The sequence below is a fragment of the Rhodopseudomonas rhenobacensis genome (assembly GCF_014203125.1).
In the GTDB taxonomy this organism is placed as follows: Bacteria; Pseudomonadota; Alphaproteobacteria; order Rhizobiales; family Xanthobacteraceae; genus Rhodopseudomonas_A; species Rhodopseudomonas_A rhenobacensis.
This window is the reverse complement of sequence record NZ_JACHIH010000026.1, coordinates 1-16,905: the sequence shown is the minus strand read 5'-3', so window position 1 is coordinate 16,905 and position 16,905 is coordinate 1. Positions and strand designations below refer to the sequence as shown.

The window sequence follows — 16,905 nt, the reverse complement described above, 5'->3', positions numbered from 1 at the left end:
CGACCGTGACAACACCTCGCAAGTCCAAGAAACCCAAGCCCGCTCACAAGCCGCCCCCGAAAACCCGCGAACAAAGAGATGCCGAAAAGCAGGCGCTGGCGATGTGGGCGCTGCTCGGCGCCGGCGGCGCCGGCTATGGCGGCAAGCTGAAGCCAAAGATCGAAAAGGCCGAACGCGAAGCGTTGCGGCAGGCAGGCTTGATCGAGGTCGCGAAGGGAGAGCGCCAGGCGTATTTGCTCACCGTCACCGACAAAGGCTGGGATTGGGCGGAGCGCCACCTCGCCGATCCGCTACCGGAGAGCGGCGTCGCCTTCGTGCTGCAGGCCTGGCTCAAGCGGCTTGCGGCCTATCTGAAGGCTCGCGATCTGCGCCTCGCCGATGTGCTTGGCACGCCGGCTGTTCCTGATCCTGCCGAAAGCGCCGCGCCTGATGGTAAGCCGGCGCCAGCGGAGCCCACGGATCTGCGCCAGCGCATCCGCGATGCCTATCTGGCCGTCGCCGGTGGCTTCAATCGCCGTGCCTTGCTGAAGGATTTGCGGGCGAAATTGCCGGAGATCGAGCGCTCGGCGCTCGACGCAGCGCTGAAGCAGATGCAGCGCGAGCAACAGGCCTCGCTGATGCAGCTCGACAATCGCATCGACGTCACCGACGCCGATCGCGAGGCCGCCATTCAGATCGGCAACGAGCCGCGCCACATCGTCTGGATCGAGAACTGATGAGCAGTGAAGCAGCGATGACCGAACTCGAGGCGTTTCGCGCGGTCGATTTCAACTGGACCCGCCAGCTCAAGGGCATCTGGCGTGACCAGCCTTATCACGCGCCGGTCCACGAGGACGTGCTCGACGAACTGATGCGGTATTTTCTGAGCAGCACCCGCGACGCCGAGCCGGACAACGAGCCGCTCGGTCGCGTGGTGATCGGCTCGGCCGGTCTCGGCAAGACCCACCTGATCGGAGAACTGCGGCGCCGGGTCTGGGAAGAGGACGCGGTGTTCATCCTGTTGGACTTCGTCGGGGTCAAGGATTTCTGGGCCTCGGTGGCGCTCGGATTTCTCAATTCCCTGCAAGTGCGCATCGACGAGCGTCGCACGCAGTACGACCGGCTGATCCACAAGCTCGCCACCCTGCTCGAACTGCAGGCGCAACTGGCCGACATCGCCGGCCGCTGGAGGGGGCGGCCGCGGGAGTTGATGGCGGAACTGGTCAAAACATTCCTGGCTGCGCTGGCGCGACGCGACCGCGCCATGACCCAGCAGCACGGCGACGTGGTGCGCGCCTTCGTGCTGCTGATCTCCGAGGATCTGGAGTGCGGAAGCATCGCGCACGCCTGGCTGCAAGGCATGGATCTCGACGCCGCGCAACTGCGCGAGCTCGGCTTCGTCGTGGTCAAGAAATCGCCGATCGACATCGTTCGCGGCATCTCATGGTTGTTGAGCCTGGTCGGGCCGACCTTGATCGCGGTCGATCAGATCGACGCCATCATCAGCGAGGCCAATGCCGAACGCTATCGCGGCAATGGAGCTGCGGCCTCGGAGCAGACCCAGGAGACGCAATCGATCATCGAGGCGCTGGCGCACGGGTTGATGGATCTGCACGACGTGAAACGGCGCGCCATCACCGTGGTGTCCTGTCTGGAGGCGTCGTGGGAGGTGCTCAGGTCGAAGGCGACCGTGGCGGTCACCGACCGCTACTATCGGCCGAACGTTCTGTATGCATTGCCGCAGCCGCAACTGGCGCGGGCCTTGGTGAGCGCCCGGTTGGCGCAGGCATATGCCGCCGGCGGCTACACCGCGCCCGATGAATCGTTCCCCTTCGCGCCGGAGGCGTTCGAGACGGCGGTGGGTTTCACGCCGCGGCAATTGCTGAAGGCGTGCGACGACCATCGTCAGCGCTGCCTCGCCGAGGGCAAGATCATCATCTGCAGGACCTTCGATGCCGCGCAGCCGCCTGTCAAAGCTGCTCCGCCGACCGGACTCGACGAGACCTTCAGCCACGAACTCCGCGCGGCTTCGACCGCAGGTTTGCTCGACCTCTCCAACGAGGATCCGCTGCGCGATCTGCTCGCCGATGTCTTGCAGATCTACACCGCGCATCTGCAGCTTCCCGACGATGTCGACGTGGTCTCGCAGCCCGATCCCGATCAGCGCCGGCCGTCGTTGCATGGCCGGCTGACCTTCATCTTCCGCGCCGAGGGCGACCGCGAGCAGCACTTCTGCTTCCGCGTTCTGGCGCATGACAACGCCATCGCGTTTCAAAGCCGGCTGCGCGCGGCGATGACCGCCTCCGGCGTCGATCGCGCGCTGAAGTTTCGCCACCTGTTCATCCTGCGCGAGGGCGCGGTGCCCGGCGGCGCCAAGACCGCGGCGCTGGTCGACAAATTCCGCCAGGCCGGCGGCCAATTCGTCGCCCCGACCAGCGATGATCTGCGCGCCTTCGTGGCGCTGCGCGCGATGGCGCGACGCAATGCCGACGGCTTCGAGGCCTGGCTGCGCGCGCGCAAGCCGTTGTTCGACACCGCGCTGTTCAAGGCCGCGGGTCTGGCGCCGCCGCCGTTCCTGGCCGGCCCGCAACCTGAACCGGCAAAGCCCGCTGGCCCGTCGCCGGTTCCGCCGCCCGCGCGGCCTTCGCCATCGCCGGTGCCGCCGCCACTAAGCCCCGATGCCGCAGGCAAAACACCGCTCGGCAATGCCTCGCCATCGCCAAGCAAATCAGCAAGCTGCGACATTCCGCTCGGTCACCGCTACGACCACGGCGCGCTCGGCGCCGCGGCGGTGCTGTCTGCCGATCTGCTGCCGCGCCACACCGCGATTCTGGCCGGCGCCGGCTCAGGCAAGACCGTGCTGCTTCGCCGTATCGTCGAGGAAGCAGCGCTCTTGGGGATTCCGGCGATCGTGCTCGACACCAACAACGATCTGGCGCGGCTCGGCGATCAATGGCCGGCGCCGCCCGAGGTCTGGAGCGCCGACGACGCCGCCAAGGCCGCCAACTATCACCGCGACGTCGAGGTCGTGATCTGGACCCCGGGCTTCAACGCCGGCCGGCCGATGTCGCTGGCGCTATTGCCGGACTTCGCCGCGCTGAACGGCGACGAGGACGAGCGCGCGCAGGCGATCGAAATGGCGCGGGCGACGTTGTCGCCCTATATCGGCGCCAAGGGCGCCAGCGCCAAGCTCAAGGAAGGCGTGCTGGCCGACACCTTGAGATGCTTCGCCAAGGCGGGCGGCGGCGACCTCGCGCGGTTGATCGATCTGTTGTCGGAACTGCCCGAAGCGGTCAGTCAGATCGACGATGCCGGCAAGCTCGCGGCCGCGATCGCCAACCAGCTGCGCGCCGCGATCGCCACCAATCCGCTGCTGCAATCCCGCGGTGCGGCACTCGACCCGCAGGTGCTGTTCGGAACCGAGACCGGCAAGACCCGAATTTCGGTGATCAATTTCTCCGGTCTTGCCAGCGACGAGGCGCGGCAGGCTTTCGTCAATCAGTTGCAGATGTCGCTGTTCTCCTGGATCAAGCGCCATCCGAGCCCGACCGGCCGGCTCTACGTGCTCGACGAGGCGCAGAACTTCGCGCCGTCGCAACGCACCACGCCGTGCAAGGAAAGCACGTTGTCGCTGGCGGCGCAGGCGCGCAAATACGGGCTGGGCATGATTGTCGCCACCCAGACCCCGACCGGGATCGACACCAAGATCATCTCGAATTGCACCACGCATTTCTATGGCCGGATGAGTTCGCCGGCGACGATCGAGGCGACCAAGGGCATGATGGCGGCCAAGGGCGGCAGCGGCGAGGACATCGGAAAATTGTCGCGCGGCGAGTTCTACTTCTCCACCGAAGGCCTGCCGCGGCCGATCCGGATTCGCACGCCGATTTGTTTGACATGGCACCCGGCGAATCCGCTGACCGCCGAACAGGTGGTGGCCAAGGCCGGCCAATAGCCCTTGATCGCGAGGAATGATTCTACCTATAAGGGGCGAATCCCCGTCGCACACGCGTGATGCGAGCAGCGCCAAGGCCAAGCAGCGCGCTCGCAACGCCGATCCGGATCGCAATGCGCTTTAGCTTCATCCATGCCGCCGATCTGCACATCGACAGCCCGCTCGCCGGGTTGAGCTTGAAGGACAAGGCGGTGGCGGCGCGTTTCGCGCAGGCCGGCCGCCGCGCGGTGGAAGCGCTGATCGAGCAGACCATCGCCAGCGAGGCGGCGTTCCTGATCATCGCCGGCGACGTGTTCGACGGCGACTGGAAGGACGTCTCGACCGGGCTGTTCTTCGTCCGCGCGATCAGCGCGCTGCATCGCGCCGGCATTCCGGTGTTCATCGTCAAGGGCAATCATGATGCGGCGAGCGTGATGTCGCGCGATCTGCCGTATCCTGACAGCGTCACCGTGTTCGGCGCCGGCAAGGCCTCGACCATCGCGCTCGACGCGCATCGCGTCGCGCTACATGGCCGCAGCTTCCCGAACCGGCTCACCGCCGACTTCGTCGAGAGCTATCCGCCGCGCCGCGACGGCTGGCTCAATATCGGCGTGCTGCATACTTCGCTCGACGGCACGCGCGGTCATGACGGCTACGCGCCGTGCAGCGTCGAGGATCTCAAGCGGTTCGGCTATGATTACTGGGCGCTCGGCCACGTCCACGCCGCCGCCGTGGTCTGCGACGATCCGTGGATCGTCTATCCGGGCAATCTGCAGGGCCGCAGCGTGCGCGAGACCGGCGCCAAGGGCGCGGTGCGCGTCACCGTTGAAGACGGCCGCGTCATCGAGGTGACTCCGCTGGCGCTGGACGGCGCGCGCTGGGCGCACCTGACCGTCGATATCACCGACGTCGCTCACGAAGACGAGATGCTGGCGCGCTGCCGCGACGCGCTCGCCGAAGCGCAAGCTCAAAGCGAAGGCCGGCCGCTGGCGGCGCGGATCACGCTGATTGGGGCGACCTCGCTGCACAATCATCTGATCGCGCGGCGCGAGACGCTGCAGGACGATCTGCGCGCCACCGCGTTTCAGCTCGCCGACGATTGCTGGGTGGAACAGCTCAAGGTGAAGACCAGTCTGCCGGCGCGCTCGGCCGCAGTGGAGGCGGGTGCCGACGCGCTCGACGCCGATCGGCTGCTACGCGAGGCGGCGTCCGATCCGGAGTTCGCTGCGGTGCTGGCCGATCTTACGGAGATCATCAAGGCCAAGCTGCCGAAGGATCTGCACGACGAGTTCGATCGCTCCGACGCCTTGCAGCGGCTGGCCGATGATGCGCGCGCGTTGCTCGCCGGAGAGGTTTCGTGAGGATCGAACGGCTCGCCTTCGAGCGCTACGGCCGCTTCACCGATCGCACGCTCTCGTTCGATGCCGCAGCGGCGCTGCACGTCGTGCTCGGCGCCAACGAGGCCGGCAAAACCTCGGCGTTGTCGGCGATCGGCGATCTGCTGTTCGGCTTCGGCGGCCGCACCGATTACGACTTCCTGCACGAGAGCAGATCGTTGCGGATCGGCGGCAGCTTCCGTCATTCCGACGGCCGGCTGTTCGAGGCGCGGCGTCGCAAGGGCAACAAGAACACGCTGATCGATTGCAACGACCAGCCGCTGCCCGACGATCTTTTGGCGCCGCTGCTCGCCGGACTGTCGCGCGAGGCGTTCGGCCGCGAGTTCGGGTTGACCGCCGAGGCGCTGCGCGAGGGCGGCCATGAACTGCTTAACGCCGGCGGCCGGCTGGCGGAGACGCTGGCGGCGAGTTCGGCCGGCATGGCGTCGCTGTCGCAAACCCGGGCGCGGCTGCAAAGCCAGGCCGATGAATTGTTCATGCCGCGCAAGTCGGGCTCCAAGCCGTTCTATCTGGCGGCCGAGCGGCGCGACAATGCCGACCGCGCCTTGCGCGACGCCATCGTCACCCGCGAAGCGGTGACGCAGGCCGAGACTGCGGTTCGCGAGGCGCGGCAGAAGCTCGAAGCGCTGAACGCCGCGCATGCCGAGATCGGCGGCACGCTGGCGCTGTGGCAGCGCACGCTGCGGGTGCGTTCGCATCTGGCGCGGCTCGACGGCATCGCCGCCGAACTCGCCGCGCTGGCCGATCTGCCGGCGGTCGCCGCACCGTCGCTGACCGAATGGCGCGCCGCGCTGGACACCCACGCCGCGCTGGAGCGCGAACTCGCGGCCCTGGAGGCCGCCGCCGCCGCCGACGCCGCCGAGATCGCCGCGATGGCGGTGGACCAGACGCTGCTCGCCGAAGCTGCCACCATCGACGCGTTGCGCGAACGGCTCGGCGCGGTGCGCAAGGCGCTGGAAGATCTGCCGAAGCGCCGGCAGGCGCAGGACTCCGCGCAGGCGCAGCTCGACGAGGCGGCGCAGCGGCTCGGGCTGGCGTCGCATCGCGACGTGTTGGCGCAATTGCCGAGCGATCCGGCGTTGGCGCAGGCGCGCGAGGCGATCGCGCAGACCGCGCGCGCCGAGCAGGCCATCACCGACGCCGAGACGCGTTGCGCGCGGGCGCAGCAGGAGCGCGATGCGTTTGCGACCGAGCAGGTCGAAGCCACGGCCGTGGTCGACATCGATCAGCTGCGGCAACGCTTCGACGCGCTCGGCGAAATCCCGGCGCAGGCCGATCGGCTGCGCCGCGATCGCGCCAGCCTGCAATCGGAGACCGAGGCGCTGGTGGCCGCTTCCGCGGCGCTCGATCCGTCGCCCGGCGCGCCGGACCGGCTGCGCGCGCTGCCGGCGCCCGATCACGCCACCATCGCGACCTTCGCGCGCGCCGCGGAAGCCGCCGACGCCGAGATCAAGCGGCTCGCCGAGGCGCTCGCCGCAACCGATGCGGCGATCGCCGCCACCGAGGCCGAACTGGCGCGGCTGTCGCAAGCCGGCGTGGTGCCGACCCGCGCCGATCTGATCCGCGCCCGCGACGACCGCGATCAGCATTTCAGCGGCCTGCGCGCCGCGCTCAGCGCCGACCGCAATGTGGTCGAGCGCCAGCTCGACGCTGCGGAGCACGCCTCGCAAAATATCGACCGCGTCACCGACCTGTTGCTGAGTGACACCGAGCGCGCCACCCGCCACGAGGATGCGCAGCAGCGGCTGGCGGCGTCGCGCGAGGAGCGCGCGCGCCAGCACGACAAGCTCTCTGGTTTGCAGGCGCGGCGGGCCGAGCTCGACACCGCCTGGCGCGGCACTTGGGCGGCGTCGCGGCTGCAGCCGCGCAGCCCGGCGGAGATGCTGCGCTGGCGCGAGCGGTTCGACGAGCTGTTGAAACGGCTCGAGCGATGCGACGCGCAACGCGCCGCGCTCGAGGCCCTGACGGCGGCGCTGGAGCAGGGCAAGCTCGCGGTGGCGGGCTTTCTCGACAGCAGCGGGGGCGTTGCCGACCGCACGCTGGCGGCGGACCTGTTGTATCGCGAGGCCAAGGCGCGGTTCGAGGCGCTGCAGGGCGCCTGGGCCGACGCCCGGGCGCGCGCGGTGGCGAAGACCCGGATCGAGCGCGATCTCTCCGAGGCGACCGCCGCGCGCGACGCCGCGCAATCAGCGCTGGCCCGCCACCGCGCGGCCTGGCCCGCGGCGATGGCCGGCATCGGACAGGGCCGCGACGCCACGCCGGTGCAGGCCGCGGCGGCGCTCGCGGTGTGGCAATCGGTGGCGGTGCCGAAGGCCGCCTATCAGCTCGAAGGCCACCGGGTGACCGCGATCGAAGCCGATCTCGCCGCGTTCGATGCCGACGTGTTCGGCGTCGTTGATCGTGTTGCGCCGGCGCTGCGCGCGGAGTCCGCGCAACAATCGCTGGCGCGGCTGGTGGACAAGCTCGACGCCACCCGGCGCGACGCCGCGACCTGCCGGCGGCTGCACGAGGCCGCCGTCAAGCGCGCCGCCAGCCGCAACGCGTTGCTGGCGCGTCGCGCGGCGACCGAGCTGCTGCTGGACGACGCCCGCCACGCGTTCGGCGTCGCTGAGATTACCGAGCTGGCGCTGCCGTTCGAGCGCGCGCTGGCGCGGCAGCGCCTCGCGGCCGATCAGGAGGCGCTGCGGCGCGATCTCTACGACATCGCCGACGGTCGCGACGACGCCGCGCTGCGCCAGGAGCGCGGCGGCCTCGACCTCGACCGGCTGCCCGGCGACATCGATCGCGAGACGCTGCGGCAGACGCAATTGCTCGACGACATCGCCGCGGCGTCGGCGACGCTGCATCAGGCGCAGGCCGATTGCGCCGCGCTGACCAAGGGCCGCGACGCCGCGGCGCAAGCCGCCGAACGTGCCGAGGCCAATGCCGAATTGCTGTCGATCGCCGAACGCTGGCTGCTGCGCGCTGCGGCCGCGCGGTTGGCGTCGCGCGCCATCGAACGGCACCGCGCGATGGTGCAGGATCCGTTGATCGCGCGGGCGAGCTCGCTGTTCGCCACCGCGACCGGCGCCGCCTTCGCCGGGCTCGGCATCGACTATGGCGACGACGACCAGCCGGTGCTGGTGGCGCGGCGCTGCGACGGCAGCCAGGTCGCGGTCGCGGGGCTCAGCGAAGGCAGCCGCGATCAGCTGTTCCTGGCGCTGCGCTTGGCGCTGTTGGAGCGCCGCAGCTCCGAGTCGATCCCGTTCATCGGCGACGATCTGTTGACCAGCTTCGACGAGCCGCGCACGCTGGCGACGCTGCGGCTGCTCGCCGAGGCCGGCCGGCAGCGCCAGATCATCCTGTTCACGCATCACCGCCATGTCGCCGAGCTGGCCAAGGCGCTGAACGATCATCCGGTTGAACTGATCGAGCTGTGAGCCGAACCGGTCAGCGTCCCGTCAGCTAACGTCTGATACAACGTCAGCGACGCGCGAGCTCGCTGCCGCGCGATTCAGGATTCGGAGGCGGCCATGAACAACGCAACTCTTTTGAAACTGCATCGCTGGACCAGCCTGGTGTTCGCGCTGCCGCTGATCGTGGTTCTGCTCACCGGGCTGATCCTGTCGTTCGAACCGATCGTGCAGGACCGCGCGCTGGATCCTGCGCTGGTCAATGCCGACCGTGTCACATCCCTGATCCAGCGCTTCGATCCCGACGGCCGGGCCCGCGGCCTGTCGATCAGCGCGGTCGGCCAGCGGCTGCAGCTGCAAGGTACCCCGGCGCCGGCGATCGATCTGGTCACCGGCGAGGCGGCGACCACCAGCGATGTGGTGGGCAGCGTCATTCTGTGGTCGCGGCGCACCCATGAGCACCTGTTCGATCAGGAATGGCTGCTGATCGCCTCGACCATCGCGATGGTGGCGATCATGATCATCGGCACGCTGATGGGGCTGCCGCGGCTGCGCAACAGCCTGGCCGGCTGGCACAAGGGCATGGCCTGGTTCACCATTCCGCTGCTGCTGCTGAGCCCGATCACGGCGCTGTTGATGCTCTCCGGCATCACCTTCCAGGGCGCGCCGCCGCCCGCCGGTAAGCCGCTGCAGCTGATCGAAGCGGTGCGCGCGGTGGCGCAATCGCACGATCTGACCAAGCTGACCTCGCTGCGCAATCGCGGCGGCCGGGTGATGGCGCGGATCTACGAGGACGGCGAGCTGCGCGCCTACACTGTTACCACCGACGGCGTTGCAGTGCTGCCGCGCAATTGGCCGCGGCTGCTCCATGAAGGCAATTGGTTTACGCTGCTGTCCGGCTCGCTCAACGTCATCACCTCGGTGGTGTTGATCGGGCTGCTCGGGACCGGGCTCGTGATGTGGGGGCGGCGCAAGCTGCGGCCGCGCACGCGCCGTCCGGTCGTCGAATCCGGCACCGCCGTCGGACCGGCCGCGTAGCCGGCGAAGCCGGCTAAAATTTCGGAGTGTTTGCGATGTTGCGTGTTGCCGCCCCCGTGTTGATCGCCGCCCTGCTGGTTGCGAGTTCGCCGGCCTCGGCGCAGATGCCGGGCGGCGGGCCGCCCGCAGTCGGCACGGTGGTGGCGGTGCCGCAGCCGATCACCGAGAGCACCGAGATCAACGGCCGGGTGCAGGCGATCGGCCGCGTCGATCTCACCGCGCGGGTCAACGCGTTCTTGCAGGACCAATTGTTCGTGGAAGGCGCCGAGGTCAAAAAGGGCGATCTATTGTTCCGGCTGGAGCAGCCGCCGTTCGAGGCCGACGTCGAAGCCAAGCGCGCCGCGGTCGCCCAAGCCGAGGCGCAACTCGACTACGCCGACCTGGCGCTGGCGCGTGCCGATCAACTGGTGAAGACCTCGGCCGGCAGCCAGAGCACCGCCGACAATGCCCGCGCCGCGCAGCGCACCGCGGCGGCGCAGCTGCGCTCGGCGAAGGCGCAGCTCACCCAATCCGAGATCAATCTCGGCTACACCGAGATCCGTTCGCCGATCGACGGCCGCATCGGCCGCATCCAGGTCACCGTCGGCAACGTGGTCGGCGCCTCGTCCGGCGTGCTGGCGACCGTGGTCAGCCAGGACCCGATCCATGTGGTGTTTCCGATCTCGGTGAAGCGGCTGCTGCTGCTGCGCGAGCAATTGGCCACGCAAGGCGGCTTCGACGCGGTGCGGCTGCGCTTGCGGCTGCCCGACGGCCGGCTCTACGGCGAGGTCGGCAAATTGCAATTCGTCGACATCAACGTCGCCCGCGACACCGACAGCATCATCCTGCGTGGCCTGATCGCCAATCCGCCAAAGCCCGGCGGCGACCGCGAGCTGACCAACGACGAGATGGTGCGGGTGGTGCTGGAGAACGTCACGCCGCGCGAGCTGATGACGATCCCGCGCGCCGCGGTTTTGACCGACCAGCAGGGCGACTACGTCTATGTGGTGGGCGACAAGGACATCGCGCAGCCGCGCCGCGTCAAGCTCGGGCAATCCACCGCCGACACCGCGGTGATCGCTAGCGGCCTCAACGGCGGCGAGCGCGTCGTCGTCGAGGGCCTGCAGCGGGTGCGGCCGAACGCGCCGGTGGCGCCGTCGCCGATCGATGCGTCGGTCGCCAAGCCGGCCAGCAGGGGCTGAGACGATGATCTCCGATCTGTTCATCGACCGGCCGCGGCTCGCCGTCGTCGTCGCGCTCGTCACCACGCTGGTCGGCGGGCTGGCGATGTTGCGGATTCCGGTGTCGCAATTGCCCGACATCGTGCCGCCGCAGGTGCGGGTCTCGACCAACTTCCCCGGCGCGTCCGCCGAGGTGCTGGAATCCACCGTGGCGCAGCCGATCGAGGCCAAGGTCGTCGGCGTCGACAAGATGCTCTACATGAAGAGCAGTAGCGGCAATGACGGCTCCTACACGCTCGACGTCTCGTTCGCGCTCGGCAGCAATCCCGACATCAACACCGTCAACGTCAACAACCGCGTACAGAACGCGTTGTCGCAGCTGCCGGCCGAGGTGCGGCTGCAAGGCGTCGCCGTGCAGAAGCGCTCGTCGTCGATGCTGCAGGTCGTCGACATGTCGAGCAAGGGCGGCAAATACGATCCGGTGTTTCTGACCAATTACGGTCTGATCAACGTGGTGGACGAACTCGCCCGCGTCCCCGGCGTCGGCGAGGCGACGCTGTTCGGCCGGCTCAACTACTCGATGCGGATCTGGTTCGACATCGAGCGGCTGTCCAGCCTCGGCATGGTGCCGTCCGACGTGGTGGCGGCGATCAGCGCGCAGAACGTGCAGGCGCCGGTCGGCCGGATCGGCGCCCAGCCGGTGCCGGACGATCAGAAATTCCAGATCAATCTGCAGACCCAGGGCCGGCTGACCAAGCCGGAGGAATTCGGCGCCATCGTGCTGCGCGCCAACGCCGACGGCTCGGTGCTGCGGGTCAGCGACGTCGCCCGCGTCGAACTCGGCGCGCTCAGCGAGGACACCCACGCCCGCCTCAACGGCGATCCGACGGTCGGCATCGGCATCTTCCAGGCGCCGGGCGCCAACGCCATCAACACCGCGACCGCGGTCAGGGCCAAGCTCGACGAATTGCGGCAGCGCTTTCCCGACGGCGTGCAGGCGCGCGTGGTGTTCGACTCCACGGTGTTCGTCAACGACACCATCAAGGCGGTGATGCACACGCTGCTCGAAGCCTTCGCGCTGGTCGCATTGGTGGTGTTCCTGTTCCTCGGCAATCTGCGCGCCACGTTGATTCCGATCATCGCGGTGCCGGTCAGCCTGATCGGCACCTTCGCGGTGCTGCTGGCGCTCGGCGCCTCGGTCAACACGGTGTCGCTGCTGGCGCTGGTGCTGGCGATCGGCATCGTCGTCGACGACGCCATCGTGGTGGTGGAGAACGTCGAACGGGTGATGGAGGAGGAGCCGGAGCTGTCGCCGGCCGACGCCACCAAGAAGGCGATGAACCAGGTCACCGCGCCGATCATCGCCATCACGCTGGTGCTGTTGTCGGTGTTCGTGCCGATCGGATTCCTGCCGGGAATCATGGGCGAATTGTTCCGGCAATTCGCCATCACCATCAGCGCCGCGATGCTGATCTCGGCGATCAACGCGCTGACGCTGTCGCCGGCGCTGTGCGCGGTGTTCCTGCGCCATGGCGGCCCGCGCCGCGGCGTCATGCATTGGATCGGCCGGCGCATCGACGGCGCCCGCGACCGCTATGCCGGCGCGGTGCGGATCGCGCTGTACCGCCCGGCGCTGTCGATCCTGATCGTGATCGGCTGCGGCCTCGGCATCGCGACGCTCAACGGCGTCACGCCGAGCGGCTTCCTGCCGGAAGAAGACCAGGGCGCGTTCTTCATCAACGTGCAATTGCCCGACGGCGCCTCGGTGGCGCGCACCGAACAGACCGTGCTGGCGGTGGAGAACATCGTCAAGACCATGCCGCAGGTCCGCGACGTGCTGTCGATCGTCGGGCTGTCGCTGCTCGACAATTATTCCGCGAGCAACAACGCCTTCATGATTGTGCAGCTGAAGCCGTTCGAGGACCGCCGCGGCGCCGCGTCGTCGGCGCAGACGCTGATCGCCAAGACCTTCGGCGCCGTGCAGCAGGTGCGCACCGCGACGGTGCTGCCGTTCAACCTGCCGCCGGTGATCGGGCTGTCGACCGCCGGCGGCTTCCAGTATCAGCTGGAATCGCTGGAAGGCGCCGAACCCGCGGCGATGGGCAGCGTCACCAACGGGCTGCTCGCCGCCGGCAATCAGCATCCGCAGCTCAGCCGGGTGTTCAGCACCTACGGCGCCAACGCGCCGTCGTATTATCTCGATATCGACCGCGAAAAGGCGCAGGCGCTCGGTGTCACCATCAACGACGTGTTCTCCGCGCTGCAGATCACGCTCGGCGGGCTCTACATCAACAACTTCAACATGTTCGGGCGCACCTGGCAGGTCAACCTGCAGGGCGACGCGGAAGGCCGCCGCGACCTGCCGGCGCTGTGGGACATCTACGTCCGCAACGCCAAGGGCACGATGGTGCCGCTGCAGTCGATCGCCTCGTTGCGCAGCGTCACCGGACCCGCGGTGATCACCCGCTACAACAATTATCGCTCGGTGACGATCAACGGCTCGCCGGCGGCCGGCGTGTCTTCCGGTGCGGCGATGGCGGCAATGGCCGAAGTCTCACAGAAGACGCTGCCGCCGGGCTACGCCTTCGAGTGGACCGGCACCGCCTATCAGGAGCACGAGGCGGTCGGCAAGACCGGCTACATCCTCGGGCTGGCGCTGCTGTTCGCCTATCTGTTCCTGGTGGCGCTGTATGAGAGCTGGGTGATTCCGGTCCCGGTGCTGCTGTCGGTGTCGATCGCGGTGTTCGGCGCCTTCGTCGGCGTGCTGATCGCCGGCGTGACGCTGGATCTCTACGCCCAGATCGGGCTCGTGGTGCTGATCGCGCTGTCGGCCAAAAACGGCATCCTGATCGTCGAATTCGCCAAGGAGCAGCGCGAGGCCGGGCTGTCGATCACCGAAGCCGCGGTGCTCGGCGCCCGCCTGCGATTCCGCGCGGTGATGATGACCTCGATCGCCTTCATCCTGGGGCTGGTGCCGCTGGTCTGGGCCGACGGCGCGGCGATGCTGGCGCGGCGCAATCTGTCGACCCCGGTATTCGCCGGCATGCTCACCGCGAGCCTGCTCGGCATCCTGCTGATCCCGATGCTCTACGTCGTCTTCCAGTCGATCCGGGAGTCGGTTGCCGGCAACGGCCGGTTCGGCGCGTGGGCGGCGAGCCACCTGCCGCAATGGGCACGCGCGTTCGGCAAAAGATCATAACAAAGCCGACCACGTCATTGCGAACCGAACGCGGCGCGCTGCGCCGAGTGAAGCTGAAGCAATCCAGGGGCCTCACGCGCAGCCCCTGGATTGCTTCGTCGCAAGAGCTCCTCGCAATGACGAGCAGAGACGCCTGTTAACCTCGTGTCCCGGACGCGGTGCAGCGCGGAGCGCTGCGCCGTGAGCCGGGACCGTTACGCGTGCTGAGTCGAGGAGAGCCGCGTTCTGGAACGGCCCCGGCTCTGCAGCGCACCACGCCGCTCCGCGGCGCGTTGCGCTGCGTCCGGGGCACGGCGCTCATCGAAGGGCGTCGCCATCAACCATCCCGGTTGTTACTTCACCGCGATCTCGATCAGCGACGGGCCGTCGCGGTCGAGCGCCTCGGCGATCGCGGCGCGGATCGCGTCGGGGGTGTCGGCCTTGACCGACGGCACGCCCATCGATGTCGACAGCGCCATGAAGTCGATCGCCGGATCGTCGACGTCCATGCCGACGAAGCGGCCGGCGACCGCGTTCTTGCAGCCGAGCTGCTTGGCGATGTTCTGCAGCACGCCGTAGCGGCGGTTGTTGAACACGATGAACAGCACCTTGGCGCGATAGCGCGCCGCGCTCCACAGCGCCTGCGGCGAGTACATCGCGCCGCCGTCGCCGACCAACGACGCCACCGGGCCGTCATGCAGCAACGCGGCGCCGACCGCGGCCGGCATGTTGCAGCCGAGCACGCCGCCGCGGGCGAAGAAGTAGCGCCCCGGCCGCGTCATCAGCAAGTCCTGCACCTGGCCGAAGGTCGCCGCGGAATCATTGGCGAGCAGCGTGTTGTCCGGCAGCGCATCCGACACCGTCAGCACCGCGGCGTCGGGCGACAGCGGCGTCTCGTGCGCGGTGCTGAGAATTTCCGCGCGAGTCTTTGCGATCTGCGCCTGCTTCGTGGCATCGCGCTGCGCCAAGCGCGCCATCACGCTGTCGCGGTCGAGCAGCCCGCCGAGCCGCGCCGCAGCCGATTGCAGCGTCGCGCCGATATCGCCGAGCAGCGCCATGTGCGCCGGGTGTTCGCGGCCGAACGCGTCCGGATTGTCGGCGACATGCAAAATCTGCACGCCGTCGGGGATCGGGCGGACGTCGCGATACGGATAGGCGACGAAGGCGCGGCCGCCGACCAGCACCAGCGCCTCGACGCGTTCCAGCCGTTCGCGGATCGCGGCGAAATCCGGCTTCAACACCCCGGCCCAGCACGGATGCGCCGAGGGAAACGCCGAGCGCGAGGTCAGCTGCATCCCCGCCACCGCATAGCCGCCGGCTTCCGCAAAGGCGACCAGCCCTGCAGCCGCCGGCGCCGGCAGATCGTCGCCGAGCAGCACGAACACCTTCTCCGGATCGTGGCGCGCCAGCGCTTCGGCGAAGCTGTCGGAATCCGGCGAGGGGCCAAGCCGCGGCGGCGCCGAGGCCGGCGGCGTCGGGCCTTCGACCGGCTGATCGAGCACGTCCATCGGCAGCGACAAGAACACCGGGCCACACGGCGGGGTGCGGGCAATCGCAAAGGCGCGGCGCAATGCGGCGCCGAGATCCTCGCCGCGGCGCACCTCCTTGGCCCATTTGGTCACCGGGGCTGCGAGCGCCACCAGATCGCCGGACAGCCACGGCTCGGTCGCCAGATGCCTGGTGTCCTGCTGCCCGGCGGTGACCACCAGCGGCGTCTCGCTGGCCTTGGAGGCGACCAGCACCCCCATCGCGTTGCCGAGCCCGCCCATCGCATGCAGATTGACGAAGCCGGTCTTGCCCGAGGTCAGCGCCCAGCCATCGGCCATGCCGACCGCGGTGGCCTCCTGCAGTCCGAGCACGTAGTTGATGTCGGGGGCATCGACCAGCGCGTCCATCAGCGGCATTTCGGTGGAGCCCGGATTGCCGAACACGTGGGTGATGCCCTCGTCGCGCAGAATATCGAGCAGGATGTCGCTGGCCGGTCGCGTCATGGCATGTCCTCGTGGGTTGCGTTTGTCGCCAGAGTAACCGCGGAGGCGCGGCAGCGGGCGGCGAACTGCGACGTACTCGCGCGACGCTGTGGCATCCGCTATGTTCAAACGATCAAATCATGGCACCGGATTGCGCATGGACGAGCTCGACCGCAAGATACTGCGCATTCTGCAGGAGGATGCCTCGATCCAGAATCAGGACCTCGCGACCCGGGTCGGGCTGTCGCCGTCGCCCTGCCTGCGCCGGGTCAAGGCGCTGGAGGCGGCCGGCGTGATCAAGCGCTACGTCGCGCTGGTCGATGGCCCTGCGGTCGGCACCGGCTTCATCGCCTTTGTCGAGGTGCGGCTGGAGAAGCAGGTCGAGGCCTATTCAACTCGCTTCGAGTCGATGGTGCTGACGCGGCCGGAGGTGATCGATTGCGCCTTCGTCACCGGCGAGTTCGATTATCTGTTGAAGATCGCGGTGGCCGATCTCGACGAGTTTCACCGCTTTCTCACCCAGGTGCTGGCGCGCATCGAAGGCGTCGCCAACACCCGCAGCATCATCCCGGTGAAGCGGATCAAGGAAACCACGGCGATCAAGATCGGGTGAGGGCGTTTCGAGGGGAATGAGCGCATCGGATGTGCTTCGTAGCTCTTGATCAGAGGTCCGCGTGTAGCACCGAGCGCTCTACGAGCACTGACTCACCTCTCCCCGCTTGCGGGGAGAGGTCGACCCGGCGGAGCGCAGCGAAGCCGGGTCGGGTGAGCGACTATCTGGCGTGTCAAGTTGCATTAGCGTATTCGGCTCGCGCATCGCGCGCTTTGGCGTTGAGGCGGACCAGGAGTTTGCGCGC

9 protein-coding genes are annotated in these 16,905 nt (G+C 68.4%); 8 read left to right on the top strand and 1 reads right to left on the bottom strand.

Annotation, left to right across the window (positions count from 1 at the left end):
* Nucleotides 1–5 precede the first annotated feature (5 nt).
* The 7 genes from HNR60_RS17780 to HNR60_RS17750 all read left to right on the top strand — a co-directional run bounded on the left by HNR60_RS17780 (nucleotide 6) and on the right by HNR60_RS17750 (nucleotide 14,099).
* Nucleotides 6–716, top strand: coding sequence for a hypothetical protein (locus HNR60_RS17780; protein WP_184260013.1), 711 nt, complete (start codon nucleotides 6–8; stop codon nucleotides 714–716).
* Nucleotides 716–3,934 (top strand): ATP-binding protein, encoded by a 3,219-nt coding sequence (locus HNR60_RS24355; protein ID WP_184260010.1) that lies wholly within the window; start codon nucleotides 716–718, stop codon nucleotides 3,932–3,934. Before HNR60_RS17780 ends, HNR60_RS24355 begins: the two co-directional genes overlap by 1 nt.
* Before the next feature lie 113 nt (nucleotides 3,935–4,047).
* Nucleotides 4,048–5,274: a metallophosphoesterase family protein gene (locus HNR60_RS17770; RefSeq protein WP_184260007.1), complete on the top strand. Its 1,227-nt coding sequence runs from the start codon at nucleotides 4,048–4,050 to the stop codon at nucleotides 5,272–5,274.
* Nucleotides 5,271–8,729, top strand: coding sequence for an AAA family ATPase (locus tag HNR60_RS17765; protein WP_184260004.1), 3,459 nt, complete (start codon nucleotides 5,271–5,273; stop codon nucleotides 8,727–8,729). The genes HNR60_RS17770 and HNR60_RS17765 overlap by 4 nt, the downstream gene beginning before the upstream one ends.
* Nucleotides 8,730–8,822: 93 nt before the next feature.
* Nucleotides 8,823–9,740: a PepSY-associated TM helix domain-containing protein gene (locus HNR60_RS17760; RefSeq protein WP_184260001.1), complete on the top strand. Its 918-nt coding sequence runs from the start codon at nucleotides 8,823–8,825 to the stop codon at nucleotides 9,738–9,740.
* Between the two features lie 35 nt (nucleotides 9,741–9,775).
* Complete coding sequence (locus tag HNR60_RS17755) at nucleotides 9,776–10,921, top strand: efflux RND transporter periplasmic adaptor subunit (protein ID WP_184259998.1); 1,146 nt, start codon at nucleotides 9,776–9,778, stop codon at nucleotides 10,919–10,921.
* Between the two features lie 4 nt (nucleotides 10,922–10,925).
* Nucleotides 10,926–14,099 (top strand): efflux RND transporter permease subunit, encoded by a 3,174-nt coding sequence (locus tag HNR60_RS17750; RefSeq protein ID WP_184259995.1) that lies wholly within the window; start codon nucleotides 10,926–10,928, stop codon nucleotides 14,097–14,099.
* Nucleotides 14,100–14,431: 332 nt separating this feature from the next.
* Here the strand turns inward: HNR60_RS17750 and HNR60_RS17745 are convergent, their stop codons facing one another.
* On the bottom strand, nucleotides 14,432–16,069 hold the full coding sequence (locus HNR60_RS17745; protein WP_184259992.1) for a thiamine pyrophosphate-binding protein: 1,638 nt from the start codon (nucleotides 16,067–16,069) through the stop codon (nucleotides 14,432–14,434).
* A gap of 136 nt (nucleotides 16,070–16,205) precedes the next feature.
* Between HNR60_RS17745 and HNR60_RS17740 the strand changes: the two genes are divergently transcribed.
* Entirely contained in the window at nucleotides 16,206–16,661 is a 456-nt protein-coding gene (locus HNR60_RS17740; RefSeq protein ID WP_246432990.1) for an Lrp/AsnC family transcriptional regulator, read from the top strand.
* Nucleotides 16,662–16,905 lie beyond the last annotated feature (244 nt).